Here is a 25,999-nt window from a genome sequence, read left to right on the forward strand (position 1 = left end):
GCCCCTACCCCCGTCCGTAGAATCGGTGCTATGAACAAAAGATCCGTGATGGTATCCGTCATTCTCGCGGCCGTTGCGGTTGTCACCCCGACGGCAACCGCGGAACCCGCCAACCCCGACGGCCTGGTTGCCGCCTACCATCTCACCACCAAAGACGGTTGGTCCAATGATCTACAAAGCATTGTGTGGAACGAAAAAGCCAAACACTACGATCTGTACTTCCTCCACTCCGCTGACGGCGCCGAAAATCCACTAGGGCCCAGAGGCCAAGACTGGTACCACACCACAACCACCGACTTTGTGCACTTCACCGATCAGAAACAAGCCATACCCGCCAGCGGTGGACACGCCACCGACGGGTGGAAATCCGCCTGGACCGGTTCCGTCATCAACCGCGGCGGCACCCCCACCGCCTACATTTCCGGCCTGAAGAAAACCGACGGTTCCCAAAACATTTGGGCCGTGGCGAGCACCGACGGGGGCGCCACCTTCACGAAACCACTCAACGACGGTAAACCCGTACTCGACATCACCGCCCCCAGCGCCTCAGTCAACCGTACCGACGAACGCGACCCCTACGTTTTCACCTACAACGGCAAAACCCTCATGTATGTGGCCGAAGGCGACCACATCGGGGTGTACCGCTCTACCGACGGCATCCGTTGGACCAAGGCTGATGCGGCAGCGGAGGCAAAAATCCAGCCGGCAACCTTCTTCCGCGGCCACACCTGGGCCGATAACGCACCGATCGAATGCCCCGTCCTGAAAACCATGAAAACCCCCGCCGGTGACAAACAAGTTCTTTTCTTCGGCGCCAAAGACGCCAGCCGCGGGGAAACCACCGGCACCTACTACACGGTGGGGCACCTCGACGCCAACGGCATGTTCGTCGCCGACACCGACACCCAACGCCTCGACCACGGTCCCGACTACTATGGTGCCAACTTCACCGGCAGCACCGACATCAGCACCGCGGAAGACACCATCACCTCCCTGGGCTGGGTGGGCAACTGGAACTACACGGCCGATGGGGTACACGCCGCCGACAACGGCAGTGGCCCCTACCTGCGCCGACTAGGGTCTTACAGCCTGGCCAGGGAGCTCACCCTGGGGGCGGACAACCGTATCACCCAAAAACTAAAAACCAGCGACCTGAAATACCGCAATGTGAAAACCCACACCGGCGTGACCAAAGACAAGCCCGTCTCCGCCAGCGGAAAACCTTGGGTTGATCGGAAAGACACTAATGGCGACGTGTATGGGCTTTACGACGTACCAAACCAGGATGCTGCCCAAAAACACACTCTGCGCTTCCGTAACATGGCTGGTAACTACACGGGTCGGATCTACATTGACCTGTGGCAGGGTGGCGACTGGGTGCGGTTCAACTACGACCCCACCGACGGCTGGTATAACGTGAAGGCTCGCGCCGGGGAGCTTGACAACAGCAAGAAGGGGCAGGATTCCACCCACTACTATTTTGATGGGCTTTTGGGTAACGGCAATGGGTACAGTGCCCAATCCTTGGTGCAGGACCAGCGGGACATCACCCTAGAGGTGTACACCGATACCACCTCGGTGGAGTTCGTGTTCCCCAATGGACACACCTTCACGATCGCTAGGTTCTCCCAGTCGGACAAGCAGGACTTCAAAGTGTTTACCGAGGACCCGACCGGCAAGAACACCGTCGACATTGAGGTGGGGGACGTGGGGAGGTAACGATACGAGGTTGGTGGTCGCGTCGCTAGAATCCCATATTCACCACATATATGCCGCGAATACGTTCGAAGAAGCCGAAGAGGATTCGGTACTGTGATGGAATCTGTTTCCGCTGTTCATCGGTGAGGTAATCCAGGAAGTTGAATGTGACGTGGTAGTCCCGCACCGCGTCACTCCAATCCTGAGGTGTGTATGGGTCTTTCACCTTAAACGGCATAGATGCTGGAGTACCATGTCGGGCGATTTGTTTTTCGCTGCCGCGCATCACCATGGGGGATTCGGTTTCATACACCAGTCGGCCACCGGGAAACGCCTGGCCAAATGCATCAACCAGTGCCGCTACCTCGGGGATTGGCAAGTAATAGAACACCCCTGGAGCGACTGCTATGACGCCCTTATCTCCAGATACTTTTGTTAACCATTCGTGATCCGTGGCGGAGTAGGGGAGATCAATCTCGTTGTCAGCCTTGGGTACCCACCGGTGTCGCATGTCGATGACGTCGGGAAAATCCAGGTTATAGATGGTGCAGTCGTAGCCGGCAAGGTCCTCGGATAGTACGTCGAGGCCACAGCCAATATTCACGACCGCGGCACCCGGATGCGTATCTAGGTATTGGGTAATCTCCCGAATGGTAAACAGGTGACGAAGCCCATAGCATAATGTTGGAAAAGTGCCGAGTGGCTGTGCGGGTGTTTTCTCCGCTGCCGCAATGTGCGCGGCCTGGGTGGCCCACGGGTCGGGGAATAGGTCGGGCCATTGACTGGCCGCCTTGGCTCGACCTAGCAGTGGGTAAAACAGGGTTTGGGAAACGTCTTCCATGGGGATTCTCCTTAAAAATCGACGCGAACGAAATACATGCCTTTATTCCACTTCAACATGAGAAAAATCAGGCGGTAGCTCATTGGTAATTGGGAGCGGAGCTTTGGTGCCAGCCGGTCAAGGAAACTAAACTCCACGGTTACGTTTGTGACGGTGGTGCTCCATTTCCGTGGCGAATATGGGTCTTTGACCTTAAACGGCATTTCCGCGGGGGTGCCCTTTTTCTCTAGCATGCGTTCGCTGCGCTTGGTGGCGTCTGGGGATTCGGCGTCATACACCATGCGGCCGCCGGGAAAGGCGGTGCCGAAGGCGTCGATAAGCGAAGAAACGTCGGCGACCTGGAAATAGAAAAACACGCCCCCGGCCAGGGCAATAACCCCGCGGGAGGCGTCAACTTTACTTAGCCACTCGTGATTGGTGGCGGAGTAGGGGAGATCAATCTCATTGTCGGCCTTGGGTACCCACCGGTGCCGCAGCTCGATGACGTCGGGAAGATCCAGGTTGTAGATAGTGCACTCGTGGCCGGAAAGGTCCTCTGCCAGCATGTCCAGGCCGCAACCAATATTGACGACCGCGGCGCCCGGGTGCGTTTCCAAGTACGCCCGTGCCTCCTGCACCAGAATCATGTGCCGCAGGCCGTACACCAGTTCGGGAAACCCATCCATTGGCTGGGCAGTGGTGCCTTCCTGCGCCGCAATCTCCATGGCCTTGTGCGCCCACGGGTCGGGGAATAGCTCGGGCCACCGGTCACTCGCTTGCGCTCTACCGAAGAGCGGATAAAAAAGCGTTTGGGAAACATTATCCATACCGGCAAGCCTAGCCTAAGTTGGCGCCGATGGACAGCAAGTGGGTCCTCAAACGCTATCCATAAATATTTTCTTATTGCTGGGGGACTGTGGGGACATTTTGGCTGGTTGTCATGGTTGACATTGCCGTGTTTCCCGCCGGGTTTGGTGTGGCGGCATCAAATTTTGTGGCCCCCACACTGACCAAAACAGCCACCACCAGGAATAGAATCCACTGCCCCTGCTTGGCGTAATCCATTTTCTTGCGGCCTTTGGAAAACAAGATTGACAACAACCAAAATAGGGCATAGCCCAGGTACCAGAAAAATAGGGCGCTGAGCAGGGCCACATTGACCTCCATGAACTTAAAGCCCATGAGAATCAACAACGCCGCAGGCAGCAATAGGTCTATGCTGCCCATTTGGAATACCGCTCGGCCATTGAGCCATGCGGTGAATTTCTTATCACCCTCGTCGTCCTCGCTGCCTCTTTCCGGACGCAGCGCAGCATAGGCCGCATTGCCCCAGATGAAGTGGTAGCCGAACAAGATAAGCAGCAGCACGCCGGCGATGGAAAAAAGGATATGGGATATTGTCATTATGCCCCTTCTGTCTTATGAACCAGCCACACAGAATACGCCGAAACCTGGGTGTCTGAAAGCGTTGGGGCAATGGTTAACCCCGTCGTCGAAAAGTAGCAAATAACTTAACGACGACGGGGTAGGGAAAACCTATTAAGCCTTGGTTGGATCGGTCAAATTGAACCGTCGAGCGGCCTCAGCAGCCACCGAACGATCAATCTTGCCTTCCAGGGCCAAAGCATTCAGTGCGGCCACAACAATCGACTCCGCGTCGATATTGAAGAACCGGCGTGCCGCGGAGCGCGTGTCCGAGAACCCGAAACCGTCCGCACCCAGCGTGGTGTAGTCACCAGGCACAAACCGACGAATCTGTTCCTGCAAATCGCTGGCGAAGTCGCTCACCGCAATATACGGGCCAGAGGCCTTCCGCAGCTGCTTCGTGGCGAATGCCTCCTCCGGCGGATTCTCCGGGTGGCGCAGATTCTGCCGTGACTTTTCGTGACCCTCACGAGCCAACTCCACCCACGACGTCACCGAGAAAATATTCGTGCCAATGTTGTACTCATCCCGCAGGATCTCCTTGGCGCGCAACGCCTGCTGCATGCCAATACCCGACGCCAACACCGACACCTCATGGTCGCCACCGGCAGCCTTCTCGTACAGGTAAATACCCTTATGCAGGCCCTCAACATCCAGGTCGGCCGGCTCCGCAGGCTGGGGAATCGGCTCATTGTAGATCGTCAGGTAATACATCACATCCTCGCCCCGGCCTGGGCCATACATGCGATCAATACCCTCCAGCAACAGGTGCGCAATCTCATAGGCGAACGCCGGGTCGTACGACACCACCGCCGGGTTGGTGGCGGCCAGCAGTGGCGAATGCCCGTCCATGTGCTGCAAGCCTTCACCAGTGAGCGTGGTCCGGCCGGCCGTGGCACCCAGGATAAACCCACGGGTCATCTGGTCACCTGCGGCCCAGAAATCGTCACCCGTGCGCTGGAACCCGAACATCGAATAGAAGATATACAGCGGAATCATGGGTTCGCCGTGCGTCGCATACGACGTGCCCGCCGCAATGAACGATGCCGTGGAACCGGCCTCGCTGATGCCCTCGTGCAGAATCTGGCCATTCACCTTCTCCGTGTACGACAGCATCAAATCATGGTCCACCGGCACATAGTTTTGGCCGTGCGGGTTATAGATACCCAACGGTGGGAACCACGAATCCATACCAAACGTCCGGGCCTCATCCGGCACAATCGGCACAATCCGCTTCCCCAACTCGGGATCCCGCAGCAGCTCCTTAAACGCCCGAACCACGGCCATTGTGGTGGCCACCTTCTGCTTGCCCGAGCCCTTCCGCAGGCCCCGTAGCTTCGTCAACGGTGGCACCTGCAACGGCTTATAGTTCACCCGACGTTCCGGCAAATACCCGCCCAGTTCTTTCCGGCGGGCCTGAAGATACTGGATTTCCGGGCTGTCCTGACCTGGGTGATAATACGGCGGCAGGTATGGATCCTTCTCCAGCTCCTCATCCGTGATGGGAATACCCTGCTTATCGCGCAGCTTCTTCAAATCCTCCAGTGTCAGCTTCTTCATCTGGTGGGTAGCATTCCGGCCCTCGAAGTTACTGCCCAGGCCGTAACCCTTAATGGTGTGCGCCAAAATCACTGTCGGTCGGTCCTTGGTTTCCAAGGCTCGCTTGTATGCCGCATAGATCTTGCGGTAGTCGTGCCCACCACGCGGCAGCTTCCAAATCTCCGCATCGGTCCAGTTCTCCACCAGCTTGGCGGTCCGGGGATCCTTGTTGAAGAAATGCTCCCGCACGTAGGCGCCATCGTTGGCCTTCATCGTTTGGAAGTCGCCGTCGGCGGTGGTGTTCATCAGATCCACCAACGCCCCTTCCTTATCGGCTTCGAACAGTTGATCCCATTCGCGGCCCCACACGACCTTAATAACCGACCAGCCGGCGCCCCGGAAGAAGGACTCCAACTCCTGAATGATCTTCGTGTTACCACGCACTGGGCCGTCCAGCCGCTGCAGGTTACAGTTAATGACAAACGTCAGGTTATCCAGGTTATTTAGCGCAGCCATTTGGATCAGACCCCGGGACTCCGGCTCGTCCATTTCGCCGTCACCCAGGAACGCCCACACGTGCTGATCCGACGTGTCCTTAATGCCCCGGTTGAGCAGATACCGGTTGAACTTTGCCTGGTAGATGGCATTCATCGGGCCTAAGCCCATGGACACGGTGGGGAATTCCCAGAACGTCTTCATGCCATGCGGGTGCGGATACGACGGCAAGCCGCCCTGCTCGCGGGACACCTCCTGCCGGAACCCGTCAAGGTCGTCTTCCGAAAGTCGGCCCTCTAAAAACGCCCGTGCATACATGCCGGGGGAGGCGTGACCCTGGAAAAACACCTGGTCGCCCCCACCAGGATGGTCCTTGCCGCGGAAGAAATAGTTAAAGCCCACCTCGTAGAGCGGGGCGGCGCCCGCATAGGTGGAAATGTGGCCACCGACGCCAATGCCGGGGCGCTGGGCCCGGTGGACCATCACCGCGGAATTCCACCGAATCCACCGACGGTACCGCTTCTCGATCTCTTCATCGCCCGGGAACTCTGGCTCCATCGAGGTGGGGATCGTATTAACGTAATCCGTAGACGTCATTGCCGGGAGTGGCACCCGTTTGGCCGATGCCCGTTCCAGCATTCGCAGCATTAAATATCGGGCCCGATCTGGACTGGCCTCCCGTAACAGCCCATCCAGTGATTCTAGCCACTCCGAGGTCTCCTCTGGGTCTGAGTCATTTAAGTATGACGCGACACCATCACGAATTAACGCGAAATTAGTGTCATCTGGGTGCTTCCCGGGTTTCGGGTCAGCCATTCCACACCTCCATGTGAGAGAGTCAGTCATAAAAACGATTGAGCCACAATAATCACGCACGGTCACACCGTCGATAAGCGTAAAAATGCGCAAAATACCGGCAACACCCCTACTCTACGTGTACTTGACACATCAGGGGGTAATTTTAGGCAGCCAATCTCCAAATACCAGGCTAAAAACCCTCATGAAACTCCCGCAAATTCCCGAAAAATCGGTGTAATACCAAAAAATTTCCCAGATAGGGTGTAAACCCGCAAATATTACTTGTATCATCATGCTTTGATGAACGTTCAAAAACCCGAAGGGAAAAACACCACTCTCACCACAACCGATGGAATCGCCGCCCGGCTTGGCGTCTCCCATGGATTGATAGTGCAAGAGGTAGGCTGGGACGAGGATTGCGATTCCACGCTCAGCGAAGCAATCGAAGATGCTATCGGCTCCGAATTGCTCGACGAAGACAGCTACGAAATCTGCGACATTGTGCTGCTGTGGTGGCGAAGTGACGACGGCGACCTGGTAGACGGGCTTGTCGACGCCGTCCGGCCGCTCGCCGACACCGGTCGCGTCTGGCTACTCACCCCCGGTAACGGAAAGTCCAATGCTCTGGCCCCCGGAGACATCGCCGAATCCGCGCAACTCGCTGGCATGGTGCAAACCAAAGCCGAACGGTTCGGTGACTGGCAGGGAAGCTGCCTCGTCCGCCGCGGCAATAAACAATAACCAACCAGTGTTTTTGTGCACATTCGCGGTTTGCTGTTAACATTTATCACCGACGCTTTACCGCGTTGTGCGCGCCTTTAGCTCAGCTGGGAGAGCAGCTGGTTTACACCCAGCAGGTCGGCGGTTCGAGCCCGTCAGGGCGCACCAATATGTATGAGGCGGATGACGCCAAAATCACACAGAGAAGGCGGCGGCCATGACCCTGGGAATCTTCCTCGGCATGGCCGCCGATCGCGTGCTTGGCGACCCGCCCACCGCCGTCCACCCCGTTGCCTTGTTCGGCCGCGCCGCCACCAAGCTAGAAAAAGTGTTCTATAGGGATTCCAAGCTGGCTGGCGCGCTCTACCTCACTGCGGCGGTCGTGCCGCCGGTCGTGGCCACCCGTTGGCTGGAGAAACGCTACCCAACCGCTACGATGACCCTGGCATTATTCTCCGCCCTGGGCGGCACCACCCTCGAACGTGTTGGCGAACGCATGGCTCGGGCCCTGGAGGTCAAGGATATCGACCAGGCCCGCGAACTTGTTCCCTGGTTATGCTCCCGCGACCCCCAGTATTTGGACGAACAAGGCATTATCCGCGCCACCGTGGAGTCCCTGGCGGAAAACACCTCGGATGCCGCCACTGCCCCCATTCTCTGGGCCACCTGCGGCGCCTCGGGGGTGGTGCTGCACCGCCTGGTCAACACCTTGGATGCCATGGTGGGCTACCGGTCCCCGCGGTACGAGAATTTCGGGTGGGCAGCCGCCACCTTCGACGACGTGCTAGCCTACCTGCCGGCCCGCTTCACCGCCGGGGTGCATGTGGCCTACGCCGCGGCCAGTGGGGGACTGCCGCGGGCGCGGCGGGCGATGGCAGCCTGGCGGAATGATGCGCCGAAGCATCCCAGCCCCAATGCCGGCCCGGTGGAGGCGACCGCCGCCGGCGCCCTGGGGGTGGTGCTGGGCGGGACCACAACCTACGCGCATGGGGTAGAGCAGCGACCCCTGCTGGGGGCCGCCATCCCCGCCGCGGCGGGCCCCGAAACCCCCGCAACCTCTAAAGCCTTGGGGGCGCCCACGGTGGCGACCATAAGGGAAGCCATTCGGCTTTCTCGTTGCGTCCAATTGATTGCCGGGGTGGCCGCCGGAATTGCCGCGGTGGGGGTGGGCACGCTCCGCCGTCGGGTACGGCGCCGGTAGGCCGTCGACAAGCGTCTGCGGGCGGTAGCGGAACTGTTTTCTTAGACTTTCGGGTGCTGGTGGGAGAAATCCTGCTAGGCTATGTGGGGATGTATGACAACAGTGATACCAGCAAGTTTACTGCAATTAAGCAGTTGCCACAGAACGGCCGCGAACGCTTGGTGTACGAATCCGAGCAGCGAATCATCAATTGGCTCAATAGCAATGTCGCTAAATCTGTGCAACGGATCGGTCGGATTGACGACCTGGATGCGCCCGCACCTAGCACCCTCCCCGACATTGTTGTGGACGATCGAACCGCGGTGATTAAGACCGTTCATTCGAAAGAATCCATAGTCAAACGGGCCGCGTGGGCGGTGCTGCAATCCCGCATGATGATCTTCGACGCCCGGGGCGCCGACGGCCGTAACCTAGTGGGCGAGAAAGACATAGAGGCGGGCATGCGTCAGGCCGTGCAGGACTACGGTATGAACATCGACCTCATCATCGTGTTTAATAACGATGCGACCCTGTTTTGGGAGGCGGAATCATGAGTGTGCGACCCTTCATCGAGGTGGTTTCCGGGCCGGCTAGAGCCTCGGTGGCGACCGAAACCATCGCTGGCATCCTGGGGGTGGCCAAGCAAACCAACGGCCAGGCCGACTGGCTGCCGTTCGCCGGCGACCAGCGGCTCTATATCGTGCCGACGGTGGATGACACGGTGGCCGGCTACCAAATCCACTCGCTTGACGACCCCAGCATCCACGGCCTCTACGACCTGTTCACCACTTTGTGTGACCAGACCGACTGGCATGTGCGGCTCGACTGGGACGAGCTGGAATACCTCGACAAAAGCTTCCCCTACCGGTCGCTGGATTCTGCCGAGGCATAGCCGGATGCGGCCCGGCTAGAACCGTTGATCGTCCCGCTTGGCGAATTTTTCGTAATGGTTGGGGTGCTGATTGCCGTAGCGTGAGCGCCGCGGCCGCGACCCCTGCGCCGCCGTGCTTGTGCTTTGCGACGCCGCCTCCGTCGGGGCCTGCTGGGCCACTGGTGCCGCTGAGACTATCGGGGCCGCCGAGTCTGCCTGCGGTTCCGGGTCCGGCTCACGTTCCGGGGTGGCCGCGGCCTGCGCCGCCATCTCGGCCTCTTCCTCCCGCAACCTCCGCCGTTCCCGGGCCTCCGACCAGAGGAAATACCCAAACCCCAGTGGGGCCATGATGCCGAAGGCAATCCATTGGAAACCGTAGGAAAGATGATTGCCCCGATCCAGCTTGGGGATGGGAATAAAATGCAGCAACCCCGGCTGGTTATCGGAAAGCTGCACATAGTCCTTGGCTAGCGTTAACCCTTCGATCTGGCCGATCTGCTCCGTGTTGATGCCATACACCTGCTTCGGATCCACATCGGTGCGGGGTGCGGTTTGGGGCTGTTGCTCATCGACCCGGGCGTGCGCCAGGATCGTCACCTCCTCGGTTGGTGCCGGCGGGATCGTGGTTTCCTTGTCCGCGGTGGTGGGCTCAAAACCCCGGTTGACCAGGATGATCTCCCCGGAATCCAATTGGAACGGGGTGAGCGCATGCAGCGCCGGGGTGGATTCCACCGGCCGCAGCCGCAGAATCACCTCCTTCTCGGTGAGATACCGGCCGGTGAGGGTCACCCGCATCCACTCCTGATCGTCCTTAATCACACCGTCGCTGGTGAAGATATCCGAATAGGGTTTCGGATCCACGTTGAATGCGTCTTCGATGTGATTATTGCGGTTCACGATCTGTGCGTCCTTGCCCAATTGCCAGGGCGACAAAATGGTGAAAGCCGCGTAGGAGAAACTGATGACCAGCAGGAAGGTAATGACCCAGCCGGGGGTGATAAAGACACGCCACCCGGTTTGTGCGGTTCGGGTGGTGCGAGAAATGCGTGCCATGAGTGTTGACCTGAGAGTAAAAATCCGAGAATAAGAATTCGCTGAACTGTTCTACGCTAGCCGGGGTTATTCCAGCTCGTGCCTGATCCAGTCGAGAATGCCGGGAACAGCCGCCTCGATTTGGGTGCGGGCCAGCTCGAAATCGGAGGCGTAACCATAGTAAGGATCCTCCACATTCAGGTCGCCTGCGGCCACGGATGCCGGGTCGAAGCTGCGCAGCAATCTAATCCGTCCAGGTTCTACCCCTATGGTGGTCAACCACTGTACATGGCGGTCATCCATGGCGATAATCAGGTCGGCGGCCGCGTGCGAATCGTCGAACTGGGCGGCCCGGTGGGCGCTCCCATCGTAGCCGGCCTTCGCCAACTCGGTGAGCGCCCGACGGTCGGCCCCCTGGCCCACATGCCAGCCTCCGGTCCCGCAGGAATCGACGGTGACGCTGTCGGCCAACCCGGCCGCCGCCACCGCCTGATTGAGGATCACATCCCCCATTGGGGAGCGGCAGATATTACCGGTGCAGATGACCGTGATGTGGAGTTTAGGACTGCTCGGTGTTGTAGCCCCAGCCGCGCCTTTCGGGAGCTTCTCCGGGTTCGTCGTCGGATTCGTTGGTGAGTGGTCGCGGCTGGAAACTGTGGGGGGACTGGTTGAAGTCATGAACAATTCCTTTCAATTCCGTCATGGTGCTAGCCGTGCGACAAGCTGCCTGCCATTCATCTGGACTGCCGTAACCCCAAGAAACCAACACGGTTGGTATTCCAAACGGTGTTGCCCCTTCGATGTCATGCATTCGATCGCCAATCATAAGCATATCCGAACCATCGGTGGGGAGATTCATTGAATCAATCACATATTGGATGACGTCGGCTTTGGTTGCCCGTGGACCATATTCCTGCGCCCCCGCAATAAAATCGAAATATTGTTCTATTCCGAAGTTTCGCAGCATGGTCTTAGCGCTCATTTCATTTTTGCTGGTTGCGACGCAGAGGGTGTGCCCATCAGCCTTCCATTCCGCCAGGGTCTCCGGCCATTCGGGATAGAGGCTGGAATCTAACCAACCGCTAAGCTCGTAGTGCTCCCGATACATGCCCTTGGCTACGCGGGCTTCGGCGGGGGTTAAGCCGAGCCGGGTAAATGTGTGCTCGATCGGGGGGCCGGGGATGGTCCGCAGCCAAGCCTCGTCTGGGATGGGGGTACCCAGATCCCGCAGGGTTGCGGTAAAGGATGCGCGGATCCCGGGGTAGGAGTCAATGAGTGTGCCATCTACGTCGAGAAGTAATGTGGTCATGTGCTCAAGTCTGGCATTGATTCACACATTCTGTCACCTTTCCCCTAAAAGTTTCGGTAGTAAAGTGTTACAACATGAATGTGCCAGCTTGCCCGCCGTCCCGCATTCACGGCGATATTGCCGCCCGCGGCGCCCGCATCGACTTCTCTGTCAATGTTGCTACTAGCACGCCTAGCTGGCTTATCGACGCTTTGACCAGCGAAATTGCAAATCTTGCGGCTTATCCCGATGCCGACCGCCTCGCGGCGGCGGAAGAACTCATTGCGGAATATCACGGAGTCCCCCCGGACTATGTGATGTTGCTTGCAGGAGCGGCCGAAGGCTTCGTTTTATTGCCCCACCTGCCCACCACCCACCCGACTATTATCCACCCGGGGTTCTCCGAACCCGACATTATTTTCACCGACGCCGGCCGGCCCGTGGACCGGGTGATCCTGCCCGAACCCTTCACCGTGCTCCCGTCGATAAGCGACGATGCGGACCTCGTGGTCATCGGCAACCCCACCAACCCCACCGGCGTGCTATGGGGGACAGACGACCTGCTGGACCTTGATGACGGGCGGCGGTTCGTCGTGGTCGATGAGGCCTTTATCGACGTGGTGGGGGAGGAGCATTCCGTCATTCCCCAGGTGCCGATTCACCCCCGCCTCATCGTGCTCCGCAGCCTCACGAAAACGTGGGCGATCGCCGGGCTGCGGGTGGGCTATATGGTGGCCGACCCCGACATCGTGCTCGGACCCCTGCGCCGCTGGCGCCCCCACTGGCCGATCGGCACCCTGCAAATCGCCGCCGCCGAGGCAGTCTTCACCCACGGCGTGACCACCCTGCCGGAACATCGCAGCCAGCTGCTAGCCGACCGGGAGGCGATGCTTCGCCAACTGGCCACCGTCGGCTGGCTGCCCGTGAGCGACTCGCGCGCCCCCTTCGTGCTGGTTCGCCCCGGCGACCTGAGCCCCGACCAGGCCCGCACCCGCTACCGGAAGCTGATGGCCCACGGCATTGCCCTGCGCCGATGCGACACATTCCCTGGGCTAGGATGGAACTATTTCCGGCTCGCCGTCCGAAAAAAACCGCAGGTAGATTCCCTCATCACCGCACTTAAGGAGTGACACATGACCACCGTTGCCGACGCGATCGCCGTTTTGGATCGTGCCTACCCACCCCACCTTGCGGAAAGCTGGGACAAGGTTGGTCTCATTTGCGGCGACCCAGCCGACCCCGCCGACACGATCCTCCTGGCCTTGGACTGCACCCAGGAAGTCGCCGACGCCGCCGTGGCCGCCGGCGCCGACATGCTGGTCGTCCACCACCCGCTGCTGCTGCGCGGCGTGACCAGCGTGGCCGCCAACACCCCCAAGGGCAAAATCATCCACACGCTCATCCGCAACGGTGTGGCCCTGTTTGCCGCCCACACCAACGCTGACTCCGCCCGGCCTGGCGTCAACGACCAATTGGCCTACCTGGTGGGCGTCACCCCGGGGCGGCCCATCAAACCCATCAGGCGGGGCTTGGACAAGTGGGGAGTACAGGTGCCCGTCGACCAGGCCCCAGCATTGAAGTCGGCCCTGTTCGCCGCCGGAGCGGGAAACATTGGCGAATACTCCGAATGTGCATTCGCCTGGGAGGGGGCCGGGCAGTTTCGGCCGTCGACAAGCGCCCAGCCCGCAATCGGCAACCGGAACGAATTAACCAAGGTCACAGAGCTGCGGATCGAATTCGTCGCCCCCAGCAGGCTCCGCGAAACCATCATGGGTGCGCTACGAACCGCACACCCGTACGAGGAACCTGCCTTCGACGTGGTGGCCACTGAACCCACCCAACCCCTGGAGGAAGCCTACGGACTGGGGCGCATCGGGGACCTGCCGCACCCCATGCGATTCGCCGACTTTGTGCAGCAGGTCGCCGATGCCCTGCCCGTCACCGAGTGGGGCATTCGTGCCGCCGGCGACCCCGACCAAATGGTGCAAACAATCGCCGTCAGCTCCGGGTCTGGCGACAGCTTCCTTGACGCCGTGACCGGCCTGGGCGTGGACGTGTATGTCACCTCTGACCTGCGTCACCACCCGGCCGACGAACATCTGCGCGGCAGTGGCCCCCTGCTGATCGACACCGCCCACTGGGCCAGCGAATACCCCTGGACCTCGCAGGCCGCCGACATCTTGGCTACCGCACTGCCACACAGTAACGTATCAGTGCTACCTATTCGTACCGATCCGTGGACCATTTCGGCCCACCCCACCGACTAAACCCAAGGGGACTCATATGAAACTTGATCCGCAGCAGCAAGTACTTCTCCTCGAACTCGCCACCACGCAACGCCTGCACGAATCCAGCGGCAAGGCCCCGGAATCCCCGGAACAGGCCGAACTCACCAAGGCCACCAATGCGCTGGCCCGGCAACGCTCCGCCACCCATGCCGCCCAACGCGCCGTCGACGACATGGAACGCGAAATCCTCCGCATCCAAGCCGACGAGGCACGGCTTCGCAGCCGGATCGCGGACAACAAGAAACAACTCATGGCGGCCACCGACCCAAGCACCCGCAAAGACCTCAACAAGGACCTGTACACCACCAAATCCCGCCTCAACGACCTGCTGAGTGAACTGGCCGAGGCCCATAACGAAATCCACGCCCTCCGAAACAACCTCGACCTGGCCAACCAACGACTCGCCGACGCCGAACAAGCATTCGACGCCGCCCAGGCTGCGAAAGACGCCGCGCCAGCCGTTCCCACCGCCGCCGACCGGGAACACCGCATGGCAGAAATCCGCCAGAGCCTACCAGCCGACATCATTGCCGCATACGATGCCCAACGCAACGAAAACTCCGTGGGCGTGGCCGCCTTCAACGGGCGCAGCTGCGGCGGCTGCTTCATCATCCTGCCCGCCGGCGACATCGCCGCCATCCGCGGTGCCGCCGCCGACGAACTACCCCAATGCCCCGACTGCGGCAGCTACCTGGTGCGCACCTAAAACATTCGGCCCCACCAGGTAGCATGGTGGAAAGTCGGGGCGCCGACCACATGTGATAATCACGGACAACCAAACAAGGGAGTGAAACCTTCATGAAACTCGTCATCGAAGCCGACGGCGGCTCCCGCGGTAACCCCGGCATCGCCGGCTCTGGCACCGTCATTTACGAGGCCGACGGCACCACCGTCGTGCGGAAACTCGCCTACGTGGTGGGCACCGCCACCAACAATGTTGCCGAATACCATGCGCTCTACAACGGGCTGTGCGTCGCCCAACAACTCGGGGCCACCGACATCAGCGTCCGCATGGACTCCAAACTTGTAGTCGAACAAATGTCTGGACGGTGGAAGATCAAACATCCCGACATGCGGGAACTCGCCCTCAAATGCCAAAAAATCCTCCGCACTCTGCACTCCGCCGAATTCACTTGGGTGCCCCGCAGACAGAACGCTGCCGCCGACGCCCTCGCTAACCTCGCCATGGATGCCGGTGCCACCGGCCACCCCATCGGGTTTCTCACCCTCGACAACGACGCCACCGAAGACGTCACCGAAACCGCTGACATCGCTGATATCACCCCCACCATGGCGACGCCTATGACCGACGCCGCTGGCAGCAAGGCCACCGCCGCTGAAACCCCCGCACCCACCACCTGGAACGGGGCCACCACCAACGCCACCCGCATGCTCCTGCTCCGCCACGGACAAACCACCATGTCCCGGCGCCGCCAATACTCCGGCCTATCCAACCCGCCGCTGACTGAACTGGGGGAGTGGCAGGCCAGCCGCGCTGCCCACCGCATCGCCGCCGCCGACGACATTCCCACCGCCATTATCGCATCCCCGCTGGCCCGCTGCCAACAAACCGCCCAAACCGTCGCCGACCTGCTCAACCTGCCGGTGAACACCGAACCCGGTCTGGTGGAACTCGACTTCGGGCAGTGGGATGGCCTCACCTTTGCCCAGGCCAATGCGGCCGACCCAAAACTGCACGCCAGGTGGCTTCTCGACCCCACCCTCCCCGCACCCGGCGGGGAATCCCTCGCCCAGGCCCATGAGCGAGTCACCGCCGCCCGAAAAAGACTCCAGGAACGCTACCAGGGCTGCACCATTCTCGTGGTCAGCCACGTCACCCCCATCAAATCCATTCTCGGGCAGGCCCTCGACGCCGCCGCCAACATCTACCACCGGCTCCACCTCGACCTGGCGTCATTATCCATCGCCGAATTCTATGCCGACGGCCCTACCTGTGTGCGACTCGTCAACGACACCTCCTACCTGAAAGTCCAATCAACCTAACCCCACCTCAGGGCAAATCGTGGTAGGCTAAATCCCGCAATTGAGCCGGCCGGGCGATCGCGGCCAGGTGAACCACCCACTGACCACAAGGGTAGGCGCCACGTCGAGGAAAGTCCGGACTCCACAGAGCGGGGTGGTTGTTAACGGCAACCCAGGGTGACCTGCGGGATTAGTGCAACAGAAAGTAAACCGCCCGGCACACAGTGCCAGGTAAGGGTGAAACGGTGCGGTAAGAGCGCACCAGCGGGGTAGGCGACTACCTCGGCTGTGTAAACCCCACCCGGAGCAAGGCAAGCAAGGCGCAGCCGGCACCCGTCGATTGTGCCTGGCATACGTTCGAGGGCTGCTCGCCCGAAGTATGCAGGTAGCCGCTTGAGGCAGCCAGCAATGGTTTGCCCAGATGGATGATCGCCGCCCACAGAATCCGGCTTATAGGTCGACTCAATTGCGCCCCACCTTGGGGTGTGCCAGGCGGGTGTCCCGTCGCCGTGCAAACTGGCACAATCGGAGACTATGAAACTCTATGCGGCCCACCTCGATTTCACCGCAATCATCGACGAATTCCGGCTCGACCCCGCCTTTCCGCCCGATGTGCTTGCCGACGCTGCTACCGCCACCGACCAACATGCCGCCGGCCGCGTCGACGCCACCCACATTCCGCTCGTCACTATCGACCCGCCCGGATCCATGGATCTCGACCAAGCCGTGGGCATCACCATGCTTGACGACGAACGCTATCGCGTGCACTACGCCATCGCCGACCCCGCGGCCTTCATCACCCCCGGGGGTGCCCTCCACGCCGAATCGCTCCGCCGCGGCCAAAGCATCTATCTTCCCGACCAAACCATCCGCCTGCACCCGCCAGCGCTGTCCGAAAACAAGGCCAGTCTCCTCCCCAACGCCACTCGGCCCGCTATCTTGTGGACCATCGACCTTGACCCCGCCGGCGCCTGGATCGACTACACCATAACCCGGGCCATCGTGCGCTCTCGGGCCCGCTTCACCTACGAGGAAACCCAGGCCGCCTACGACGCAGGCACTCTCCACCCCGCCATCGCCCACCTGCCCGCGGTGGGGAAACTTCTCCAAACCAGCGCTGCCCGCAGAGATGCCATCACCCTGAACTTCCCCAGCCAGGAAGTCCAACAAACCCCCGACGGGCTCTTCGAACTCATCATCGAACCACGGTTGCCGATGATGGACTATAACTCCGAAATATCCCTCCTCGCCGGCCGGTGCGCCGGCACCACCATGGCCAACGCTGGCATTGGCATACTCCGCACCCTCGCCGAACCAGAACCCACCGCGGTCAGCCGCTTCTGGGCTGAGGCCGAACACCTTGGTTACACCACCCACCCCGCGTCCCCCGGCGAATTCCTCCGCACCTTGGACGCCAACACTTCCCGCGGCATGGCCATTATGCGGGAAGCGCAAAAACTTCTCCGTGGCAGCGAATACCTCGAACTGGGAGCCAATCCGCCCAGGTCACACTCGGGGGTCATCACCAATAATGATGGTGTGCGACCGGAATATTATGCCCAGGTCACCGCACCGCTTAGGCGGCTTGCCGACCGTTATGCCACCGAGATTGTGTTGAGCCTTGTGGCCGAAACTCCCATACCCGACTGGGTGACATGCGACCTCGAACAGGTGTTTGCCGCCATGACTGCTAGCGGTCGCCTTGCGGCCACCGTCGACCACGCCTGTCTCGACTACTGCGAGGCCGAGGTGCTCAAAACCTTTGTGGGGAACCGATTCCCCGCCACTGTCGTGGAGGTCAACCCCAGGCAGAAGACCGCACGAGTGTTCGTGGACAAACCCCCGGTGTTAGCCGACTGCGACTACGGCGGTGCTTCCGACCTCGCCGAGCCCAGTGCTGAACCTGGCGTCAAGCCCGGCGCTGAACTTGTTGAGGGCGAACGCTACTGTGTCACCCTCAGCGAAGCCGACCCGGTGCGCCGGGTGGTCCGGTTCTGCATCTAGGGCGTTTGGCGCTATTCCGCGGGTGGCTCTGTGAGTAGTTCTATGTCAACCAGTTCCGCGATGCGCCCCTGGCGGAGCGGCATAATGGTCAGCCCCATGTCGCTGAGGTCCGCGGTGAAATTCGCCTCCCGGTCGTGGCGGACGATGGCGATGACGGCGCTCGTGGCGCCGCTGTAGGCGCTGCGGGCGCTGAACGCCCCGCGGCCCAGGCAGAGCTGCGCCACCTGCTCATCAGAGCCGGTTATCTGGTATAGCCCGCTCATGTTCGATTGGGATTGGGAGAGGGCCGGGTATAGCCGGTTAAGTGCTCGGCCGCGGAGGGTTTGGCCGATCGACCGGATGAGTGCTAGTTCTTGGGATTGGAATTCCAACCAGTTTTGCGCCTCGATGAGGGTTGGTAGTCCGTCGCTGCCCTGCACCTCGTGGCGGGCTTGGAGCCAATCTAATACCCGGGTGTTGGCGTCGGGAAGGTGACGTATCGACTCCACCCCGAAGGCCCGGGCGGCCTCATCGAGGAAGACCCGCCGGCGGCGGAGCTCTTCGGGTTTGGTGGTGTGTCGGGGCGGGATGACCAGCAGGGCGACCGTGGTGTTCGATTCGACTATGGGATGGGTGTTTTTGGTGGCTTCGGTGATGGAGTAGTCGGCGTAGTCCACCACGTTGATGACGGTGTCTTTACCGCGGAGGGTCACGAGGTAGGGGGCGCGGAGCGGTGGGATTGCGTGGGAGCGGGTGGCCGCCTGGTAGCAGGTTTCCGCAAGTTTGGCGCGGATTGGTGGGGAGTCTATTTCCTCCACGTTATGGGCTAGGGCTAGGGCGGTGGCTACTTCGATGGCGGCGTCGTCGCCGATGCCGGCCTGCGGGGGGATGGTGGTGGTGAGGGTGATGTCGAAGCCAGCGGTTTCTCGGCTGAGGAGTTGGCGTTGGATGAGGGTGGCAACGAGTTGGGATAATATTTCGGCCCGGGTGGTGCAGGTTGCGGCACTGGAGGGTTCGGATGCTGTGGCGGTGTTTGGGGTGTCGGCGGTGATGTCGTCGAGGGTGGGCGCGGTGGTGGTTTCAGGTTGAAATCCATTGGTGGTGGGTTCGAACGTGTATTCGGTTACATGGATGGTTCGGTCGGGTCGGGGGCTGATGGCCGCGGCGACCCGTGCTTGGCATAGACTCAGTAGCACAATGCCGCCGGCGTGGTCGGTGTGCTCGCCGATAAGCGACCAGGTGGCGGGTGCCGTGGCGAGAGCTTCGGGGGCTCGCCCTGCTGCCGTGGTGTGGTATTCCACCACGGCAGCTATGAGATCATTATTGTCGGCTTGCGAATCAGTATTGGTGGGCCACACCGGCATGACTGTTGACTTTCTATTCCTTGAGGATATTCCTGGGGTTGTATACATCCAATGTAGCGGCAACCGGTCGATTACCGCAGATGTTAAAATGACCAGACGCCAGTTCGTTGGTCGTTGACAGAAAGTAGCATGATGCACAACGAAGATTTGAAATATTACTATAATCTGGAAACCCACCAGGTGGAGCAGGGAAAAATTTCCTCCTACGATAATCGTATTGGCCCGTATGACACCCGCGAGGAAGCGGAGCATGCTCTGGAGATAGCCAAGGAACGCAACCAGGTCGCCGACGCCTATGATGAGCAAGACGATCGGTGGCGTGATTGATATCCTTAGGACAACATTCCCGGTGGGTTAAAGACGCTGATATGCCTGGGTGACCGCAGCCATGGCGGCCGGATAGTCTTGCATGATGTTCCGGCTTAATTCCACTTCGGTTTCGTACAATACACCATAGATGAAGATGTTTTCGCCGCGTTTAAAGGCCTCGTGCGACTTGGCCAGCAGCTTCTTCCGGGAGGTGATGCTGTCCTGGAAATTCCCCAGCACCTCTTGAAGCTGTTTGCAGGCACGATACAGCTGACCTGTGGGAATGTCGGTGGCATCCCCCACGGCTTCCGTGGTGTACCGGAGTTTCTTCGCGGCTTTGCGCACATTGTGGAATTTTTGTTCCTGCTGGGGTCGGAGCGACGAACGTCCATCCCAATCGCTCATGGCCTTGTTATGCAGCTTCATGAGACGCTTATAGCTCTTCCGCAACTGTTCGAGCAGCACGTGTGTTGAGGCTGGGGTGGGGTCGGGGTCAGCCAGTTCCTGCGGGTGGGCGATGAGCTCATCCAATTCGTCCAGCAGCCGCAGGTACCGGTCGTCGTTGAGTGCCGCCACTACTTTTTGGTGCGCGGCAGCGTATTCCGCCAGCATGTCGTCGTGCAACTGCTTGCCGCTCGCGGCATCAATGATTCCGCTGGGGTGCTGGTCGCACAGGTCCTTGAACCGCTCGGCGATGACCTCGGCGTCGCGTGCCACCCCGAGAGTAGCGGCCAGATGCTTGAGTTCTTCGGACACATCTTTGTGGTGGGTGCCTGCAAGAATGCTGGCAAAGCTTTGCAGGTGGCTGCGTAGCTCCCGGGTGGCGACCCGCATTTGGTGGACGGAATCCCACTCGTCCCGCCGCACCCGCGGGTCGTATGCCAATAACTTATCCCGGTTACGCTTCAACGCTGCTATTACCCCGGCGGTGGGGGAGTTCGGGTCAAGGTTATTATCGACCATGGGTTCGGTTGGCAGGTCCGGCCCTAACGCCATCGCTAGTTTCGACGGGCTTTTCGACGCCGCGGCGCCCGCCCGGGTCAAGACCTCAGTGGCGGCCGCGATGAGGGTCGACGGGGCGGCTGGGGTCACCTCAACCTCCCACTCCCGCCAGCTCGTGGCGGTATTCGACTTCAGTGATGTGGCCGACACGTGGTCGTCGCAAAACTCCGCAACAACGGTGCCCGCCGCATCCCCCAACAGTGTTTCATGCCGCTCATTGTCTACCTGGGCGATGGGGGACAAGGGCTCATCACGCACAATCGAACGCACCATCGAACGAATTTCCTCGGGTATTTTTGTGCCCCGATCAATGGGGTGATGTATTTCCAACCGCCCAGTTTTCCCCGGGAACTTAATGTGCCACCCGTCATCCGTGCCCCCGGTGCGCCGCCGCAGGGTTATCTTCGAGCGGGTAAGCCGCAGATCTTCGGTGTCGTAATACACCGCTGACAGGTGATGCACCTTTGTCGACACGATCTGCTCCACCCCCATGATCGTGGTGAGATCCGGCACCACAGTGTCGGATGTGACGGAAAACTTTGCCTCAACTTCCACCTGACTCTTCAGCTCCATAACCAGATTTTACCAGCAAAACCACCATGGGTGGGTGCCGGGAGGACGTCGAAAAGCGAAAAGGCAACTATGGTTAAACCCATGGATTCCCAACAAGAATATGTGCTACGCGCCGTGGAAGAGCGCGATATTCGGATCGTGCGACTCTGGTTCAGCGACATTCTCGGCACCCTCAAATCCGTTGCCATCGCCCCCGCCGAATTAGAAAGCGCGTTCGCCGAAGGCATCGGGTTTGACGGTTCTGCCATCGAGGGGTTTTCTCGCATCTCCGAATCCGACACCATCGCCATGCCCGACCCCTCCACCTTCCAACTGCTTCCCCTCGGCGTCGGCGACGGCGGCATTAAATCCGCCCGCATGTTCTGCGACATCCTCAACCCCGACGGCCAGGCCTTCTACTCCGACCCCCGCCAAGTGCTGCGCCGCCAAGTCCAGACTGCCGCCGACGAAGGCTTCACCTGCAAAGTCAGCCCCGAAATCGAATTCTATCTCGTCGAAGACCAAGAAACCGACGGCCGGCCCCCCAAACCCACCGATGACGGCAGCTACTTCGACCAGGCCAACCGCAGCCTCGCCCCCTACTTCCGCCGCGACGCCATGCTCGCCCTGGAAGACATGGGCATTCCCGTGGAATTCTCCCACCACGAAACCGCCCCCGGCCAGCAAGAAATCGACCTGCGCCACGCCGACATTCTCACCATGGGCGACTCCATCATGACCTTCCGGTACATCACCAAACTCATTGCCCACCGCAATAACGTGGCCGCCACCTTCATGCCCAAACCCTTCACCGACTACGCCGGCTCCGCCATGCACACCCACATGTCCCTCTTCGAAGGCGACATCAACGCATTCCACGACCCCGACGCCGAATTCAGCCTCTCCCGCACCGGCCAACAATTCATCGCCGGCATCCTCACCCACGCCAACGAAATCTCCGCCGTCACCAACCAATGGACCAACTCCTATAAACGCATCCTCTTCGGCAGCGAGGCCCCCACCGCCGCCACCTGGGGTGTGTCCAACCGCTCCGCCATGGTCCGCGTCCCCACCTACCGGCTGGGCAAAGCCGAATCCCGCCGCGTCGAGGTCCGATCCCCCGACTCCGCCTGCAACCCCTACCTTGCCCTCGCCGTCCTCCTCGCTGCCGGCCTGCGCGGCATCCGCGACGGCTACGAACTCAACGAACCAGCCGAAGACGACATTGCCGCCCTCACCCGCCGCGAACGCCGCGCTCTCGGATACGTCGACCTGCCCGCCAGCCTCGACCAGGCCCTGAGAGAAATGGAAAAATCCGACTTCGTCGCCGATATCCTGGGCGAACACGTTTTCGAGTTCTTCCTTCGCAATAAATGGCGCGAATGGCACGACTACCAAAAACAAATCACGCCCTGGGAACTCCAAAACAACCTCAGCTTCTAAAATGAGAAAGCATGACCACCCCGCGCACCACCCGCAGCCACATCCCCACCCCCGGAGCCCTCAGCCTCACCAGTCCCAGAGCCGTCAGCGACCTCACCTGGCTTGGCTGGTGGAATAGTGCCAGCGTGGAAGTCCTCTGGGCGCTCTCTGGAGCGGCTGACGCCGACCTGGCCCTCAACTCCCTCTACCGACTTATGGTCGCTCTCGACGACCACCAAGGCAACCACGACGACATCGACCACGCCATCCGCACCGACCCCGTATTCCGCGTCCGACTCTTCGCTCTCCTCGGCGCATCCAGCGTCCTTGGCGACCACCTCATCGCCAACCCCACCACCTGGCAGCTCCTCCGCCACGACGCCCCCACCCGACGCGATATGCTCCGCGAACTCCTCGGCTGCATCGGCGCCGCCCCCGCCGGCCTGGTCGGCGACACCGCCACCGACACCCTCGACAACGTAGGCACCTACCGGGCCGCCGGCACCGGCACCACCTGCACCACCATCGAAACCACGCTCAAACAAACCTACCGCACCCTCCTCATGCGCATCGCCGCCATCGACCTGGCCGGCACCTACCCCGAAAACTCCCGCCGAGTCGGCCAACCCGAAGTACCACTCGGCACCGTCACCGCCCAACTCGCCGACCTAGCCGACGCCGCCCTCACCGCCGCCCTCGCCGTGGCCATACGACACGTCTACGGCGACAACCCCGTCGAATCCCAACTCGCCGTCATCGCCATGGGCAAATGCGGCGCCCGGGAACTCAACTACATTTCCGACGTCGACGTCGTCTTCGTAGCAGAACCAGCAGACGCAGCAGCCACCAGGGTCGCCAGCGAACTCATCCGCCTCGGCTCCCACTGCTTCTTCGAAGTCGACGCCGCCCTCCGCCCCGAAGGAAAACACGGCGCCCTGGTCCGCACCCTCGAATCCCACGTCACCTACTACCGCCGGTGGGCAGAAACCTGGGAATTCCAAGCCCTCCTCAAACACCGACCCATGACCGGCTACCTGCCGCTAGGGCGCGCCTACAGCGACGTCATCTCCCCCCTGGTATGGCAAGCCAGCCAACGCAACTCCTTCGTCGCCGACGTCCAAGCCATGCGCCGCCGCGTCCTGGAAAACGTGCCCGAAGCCATGAAACACCGAGAACTCAAACTCGGCGAAGGCGGCCTCCGCGACGTCGAATTCGCCGTACAACTCCTCCAACTCGTCCACGGCCGCTACGACGAAACCCTCCGCACCCCAGCCACCATCGACGCCCTCGCCGCACTCATCGAATCCGGCTACGTAGGCCGCGAAGACGGCGCAAACCTCATCGAATGCTACGAATTCCTCCGATCACTCGAACACCGACTCCAACTACAAAAAGTCAAACGCACCCACACCCTCCCCGCGGAATCCGACTACCAAACCCTCCGCTGGCTCGCCCACGCCGCCGGCTTCCGCGGACACATGACCCAATCCAGCGTCGAAAAAATGCTCGACGAACTGCGGAAAGTCCGACTCAGCATCTCCTCACTCCACCACAAACTGTTCTACCGGCCCCTCCTGGATTCGGTGGTCAACCTCAGCGTCGACACCATCAAACTCTCCGCAACCGCGGCAAAAGAACAACTCCGGGCCCTCGGCTACCTCTACCCCGACCGTGCATTCGAACACCTCACCGCACTCGCCGCCGGGGCAAACCGCAAAGCCAAAATCCAAGCAATGCTGCTGCCCACCCTCATGGAATGGCTCTCCACCACCGCCGACCCCGACGCCGGCCTGCTCAACTACCGGAAACTCTCCGATGCCGCATTCGACCGCATCTGGTTCCTCCGACTCCTCCGCGACGAAGGTATCGTAGGCAAACGCCTCATGCGCATCCTCGGCAACTCACCCTTCGCAGCCTCCCTCATCATCGCCGCCCCCGACATTGTCAAACAGCTTGGCGACGGCGCCACCGGCCCCAAACTCCTCGAAACCAAACCCGACACCGTATCCACCTCCCTAGTGCGGGCCGCCTCCCGCCACGACGACCCCGACAAAGCCATCGCCGTCGCCCGGTCCCTCCGCCGCACCGAACTCGCCCGCATCGCCGCCGCCGACCTCCTCGACCTCATGACCGTGCAGGAAGTCTGCCGCAGCCTCTCCCTCGTGTGGGATGCCGTCCTCGAAGCCGCCCTCCGGGCCGAAATCAGCGCCGCCCTCAGGGCCGAAAACCTCACCACCGCCCCCGCTGAAATCGCCGTCATCGGCATGGGCCGCCTCGGCGGTGCGGAACTCGGCTACGGCTCCGACGCCGACGTCATGTTCGTCTGCCAACCCGCCGAAGGCGTCTCCGACACCGACGCGGTCCGCTGGTCCATTGGAATATGTGATCGAATGCGGAAACGACTAGCGAAACCCTCCGGCGACCCACCCCTCGACGTCGACCTGGGACTCCGCCCCGAAGGCCGATCCGGCCCAGTCGTGCGCACCCTGGAATCCTACCGCCGCTACTACCAACAATGGGGAGAAACCTGGGAAATCCAAGCCCTCCTCCGGGCCGTATGGATCGCCGGCTCCCAACAACTCGGGGAACGATTCATCGCCATGATCGACCACTTCCGCTACCCCGACGGCGGGGTGGGAGAGAAAACCATCCGGGAAGTCCGCCGAATGAAAGCACGGGTCGACAACGAACGCCTGCCCCGCGGCGCCGACCGCAACACCCACACCAAACTCGGCCGGGGCGCCCTCACCGACATCGAATGGACCACCCAACTCCTCATCCTCATGCACGCCGACGCCATCCCCGAACTCCGAACCCCCGCCACACTCACCGCACTACAGGTGGTTGCGGAACACAAACTAGTGGACCCGGAAAAAGTCCAAACGCTCATCGACGCCTGGATCATGGCCACCCTGGCCCGCAACGCAATAGTGCTGGTGCGGGGCAAACGAGTCGACCAACTCCCACAACCCGGACCGCAACTCGCGCAGGTGGCGGGTGCTGCTGGCTGGAACCCGGAGGATTCCCAAGAGTTTCTAGAACATTATCTTCGGGTGACGCGCCGGGCTCGGAAGGTGGTGGATGAGGTGTTTTGGGGTGAGGTCATTTCCGAGCACGACGATTATTAAGGCGTCGATAAGCTGAAACCCCATACTAGGCAAGGTTCGACTTGTTGTAGCTTGACGACGCCCGACGGTTGCGGCTGCTCACCGATTTGGGGGAGTAACAAA

The 25,999-nt window shown here is 60.8% G+C and carries 22 protein-coding genes, 1 tRNA gene and 1 other RNA gene; 15 read left to right on the top strand and 9 right to left on the bottom strand.

Annotated elements, in window-relative coordinates; all coding sequences use genetic code 11:
* Positions 1-30 precede the first annotated feature (30 nt).
* Complete coding sequence (locus HBA49_RS03440; protein ID WP_040431914.1) at positions 31-1,719, top strand: glycoside hydrolase family 32 protein; 1,689 nt, start codon at positions 31-33, stop codon at positions 1,717-1,719.
* A gap of 25 nt (positions 1,720-1,744) precedes the next feature.
* Here the strand turns inward: HBA49_RS03440 and HBA49_RS03445 are convergent, their stop codons facing one another.
* The 4 genes from HBA49_RS03445 to aceE all read right to left on the bottom strand — a co-directional run bounded on the left by HBA49_RS03445 (position 1,745) and on the right by aceE (position 6,793).
* Entirely contained in the window at positions 1,745-2,539 is a 795-nt protein-coding gene (locus tag HBA49_RS03445) for a class I SAM-dependent methyltransferase (protein ID WP_005525533.1), read from the bottom strand.
* 11 nt (positions 2,540-2,550) lie between these two features.
* Positions 2,551-3,345: a class I SAM-dependent methyltransferase gene (locus HBA49_RS03450; RefSeq protein WP_005526522.1), complete on the bottom strand. Its 795-nt coding sequence runs from the start codon at positions 3,343-3,345 to the stop codon at positions 2,551-2,553.
* Positions 3,346-3,418: 73 nt separating this feature from the next.
* The gene (locus HBA49_RS03455; protein ID WP_005521671.1) at positions 3,419-3,922 is read right to left on the bottom strand and encodes a hypothetical protein; all 504 of its coding nucleotides are present in this window, start codon (positions 3,920-3,922) and stop codon (positions 3,419-3,421) included.
* A gap of 135 nt (positions 3,923-4,057) precedes the next feature.
* Positions 4,058-6,793 carry a pyruvate dehydrogenase (acetyl-transferring), homodimeric type gene (gene aceE / locus HBA49_RS03460; protein WP_040431912.1) on the bottom strand — a complete coding sequence of 912 codons (2,736 nt, stop codon included), beginning with the start codon at positions 6,791-6,793 and terminating at the stop codon, positions 4,058-4,060.
* 282 nt (positions 6,794-7,075) lie between these two features.
* Here aceE and HBA49_RS03465 point away from each other — a divergent pair, with 282 nt between their 5' ends.
* The 5 genes from HBA49_RS03465 (at position 7,076) to HBA49_RS03485 (ending at position 9,567) form a co-directional block, all read left to right on the top strand.
* Positions 7,076-7,516, top strand: a complete 441-nt coding sequence (locus tag HBA49_RS03465; protein WP_005526345.1) for a DUF3052 domain-containing protein — start codon at positions 7,076-7,078, stop codon at positions 7,514-7,516.
* Positions 7,517-7,587: 71 nt separating this feature from the next.
* Positions 7,588-7,663: transfer RNA gene (locus HBA49_RS03470), tRNA-Val, on the top strand.
* A 49-nt stretch (positions 7,664-7,712) separates the two neighbouring features.
* Positions 7,713-8,696: an adenosylcobinamide-phosphate synthase CbiB gene (cbiB, locus tag HBA49_RS03475; RefSeq protein ID WP_005526519.1), complete on the top strand. Its 984-nt coding sequence runs from the start codon at positions 7,713-7,715 to the stop codon at positions 8,694-8,696.
* A gap of 89 nt (positions 8,697-8,785) precedes the next feature.
* Positions 8,786-9,229, top strand: a complete 444-nt coding sequence (locus tag HBA49_RS03480) for a hypothetical protein (protein ID WP_005526218.1) — start codon at positions 8,786-8,788, stop codon at positions 9,227-9,229.
* Positions 9,226-9,567, top strand: a complete 342-nt coding sequence (locus HBA49_RS03485) for a hypothetical protein (RefSeq protein ID WP_005526035.1) — start codon at positions 9,226-9,228, stop codon at positions 9,565-9,567. The genes HBA49_RS03480 and HBA49_RS03485 overlap by 4 nt, the downstream gene beginning before the upstream one ends.
* A 15-nt stretch (positions 9,568-9,582) precedes the next feature.
* Here the strand turns inward: HBA49_RS03485 and HBA49_RS03490 are convergent, their stop codons facing one another.
* The 3 genes from HBA49_RS03490 to HBA49_RS03500 form a co-directional block, all read right to left on the bottom strand.
* Complete coding sequence (locus HBA49_RS03490) at positions 9,583-10,599, bottom strand: SURF1 family cytochrome oxidase biogenesis protein (RefSeq protein ID WP_005526368.1); 1,017 nt, start codon at positions 10,597-10,599, stop codon at positions 9,583-9,585.
* A 66-nt stretch (positions 10,600-10,665) separates the two neighbouring features.
* Positions 10,666-11,256 carry a low molecular weight protein-tyrosine-phosphatase gene (locus HBA49_RS03495; protein ID WP_440588163.1) on the bottom strand — a complete coding sequence of 197 codons (591 nt, stop codon included), beginning with the start codon at positions 11,254-11,256 and terminating at the stop codon, positions 10,666-10,668.
* A complete protein-coding gene (locus HBA49_RS03500; protein WP_005526524.1) occupies positions 11,138-11,887 on the bottom strand; it encodes an HAD-IA family hydrolase in 750 nt (249 codons plus the stop codon). The genes HBA49_RS03495 and HBA49_RS03500 overlap by 119 nt, the downstream gene beginning before the upstream one ends.
* Before the next feature lie 74 nt (positions 11,888-11,961).
* On the opposite strand from HBA49_RS03500, the gene cobC reads away from it, so the two are divergent.
* From cobC to HBA49_RS03530, 6 genes are all read left to right on the top strand, one after another.
* The gene (gene cobC / locus HBA49_RS03505; RefSeq protein ID WP_005525809.1) at positions 11,962-12,996 is read left to right on the top strand and encodes an Rv2231c family histidinol phosphate aminotransferase CobC; all 1,035 of its coding nucleotides are present in this window, start codon (positions 11,962-11,964) and stop codon (positions 12,994-12,996) included.
* Positions 12,997-12,999: 3 nt separating this feature from the next.
* Complete coding sequence (locus HBA49_RS03510) at positions 13,000-14,133, top strand: Nif3-like dinuclear metal center hexameric protein (RefSeq protein WP_005525895.1); 1,134 nt, start codon at positions 13,000-13,002, stop codon at positions 14,131-14,133.
* A 16-nt stretch (positions 14,134-14,149) separates the two neighbouring features.
* Entirely contained in the window at positions 14,150-14,860 is a 711-nt protein-coding gene (locus HBA49_RS03515; RefSeq protein WP_005521685.1) for a zinc ribbon domain-containing protein, read from the top strand.
* A 92-nt stretch (positions 14,861-14,952) separates the two neighbouring features.
* Positions 14,953-16,158, top strand: a complete 1,206-nt coding sequence (locus tag HBA49_RS03520) for a bifunctional RNase H/acid phosphatase (RefSeq protein WP_005526123.1) — start codon at positions 14,953-14,955, stop codon at positions 16,156-16,158.
* A gap of 41 nt (positions 16,159-16,199) precedes the next feature.
* An RNA gene (gene rnpB / locus HBA49_RS03525) (RNase P RNA component class A) lies at positions 16,200-16,606 on the top strand.
* Positions 16,607-16,671: 65 nt separating this feature from the next.
* Complete coding sequence (locus HBA49_RS03530) at positions 16,672-18,141, top strand: RNB domain-containing ribonuclease (RefSeq protein WP_005526237.1); 1,470 nt, start codon at positions 16,672-16,674, stop codon at positions 18,139-18,141.
* 11 nt (positions 18,142-18,152) lie between these two features.
* Here HBA49_RS03530 and HBA49_RS03535 read toward each other — a convergent pair whose 3' ends face one another.
* On the bottom strand, positions 18,153-19,484 hold the full coding sequence (locus HBA49_RS03535; RefSeq protein WP_005525906.1) for a galactokinase family protein: 1,332 nt from the start codon (positions 19,482-19,484) through the stop codon (positions 18,153-18,155).
* A gap of 132 nt (positions 19,485-19,616) precedes the next feature.
* Here HBA49_RS03535 and HBA49_RS03540 point away from each other — a divergent pair, with 132 nt between their 5' ends.
* Positions 19,617-19,811, top strand: a complete 195-nt coding sequence (locus HBA49_RS03540; protein WP_040431909.1) for a hypothetical protein — start codon at positions 19,617-19,619, stop codon at positions 19,809-19,811.
* A gap of 27 nt (positions 19,812-19,838) precedes the next feature.
* Here the strand turns inward: HBA49_RS03540 and HBA49_RS03545 are convergent, their stop codons facing one another.
* Positions 19,839-21,368 carry a CYTH and CHAD domain-containing protein gene (locus tag HBA49_RS03545; RefSeq protein ID WP_005526144.1) on the bottom strand — a complete coding sequence of 510 codons (1,530 nt, stop codon included), beginning with the start codon at positions 21,366-21,368 and terminating at the stop codon, positions 19,839-19,841.
* Positions 21,369-21,449: 81 nt separating this feature from the next.
* On the opposite strand from HBA49_RS03545, the gene HBA49_RS03550 reads away from it, so the two are divergent.
* Together HBA49_RS03550 and HBA49_RS03555 are read left to right on the top strand one after the other, a co-directional pair.
* Positions 21,450-22,790, top strand: coding sequence for a glutamine synthetase family protein (locus HBA49_RS03550; protein WP_034995428.1), 1,341 nt, complete (start codon positions 21,450-21,452; stop codon positions 22,788-22,790).
* An 11-nt stretch (positions 22,791-22,801) separates the two neighbouring features.
* Positions 22,802-25,897, top strand: a complete 3,096-nt coding sequence (locus HBA49_RS03555) for a bifunctional [glutamine synthetase] adenylyltransferase/[glutamine synthetase]-adenylyl-L-tyrosine phosphorylase (RefSeq protein ID WP_005526406.1) — start codon at positions 22,802-22,804, stop codon at positions 25,895-25,897.
* Positions 25,898-25,999 lie beyond the last annotated feature (102 nt).

It is taken from the genome of Corynebacterium matruchotii, from assembly GCF_011612265.2.
In the GTDB taxonomy this organism is placed as follows: Bacteria; Actinomycetota; Actinomycetes; order Mycobacteriales; family Mycobacteriaceae; genus Corynebacterium; species Corynebacterium matruchotii.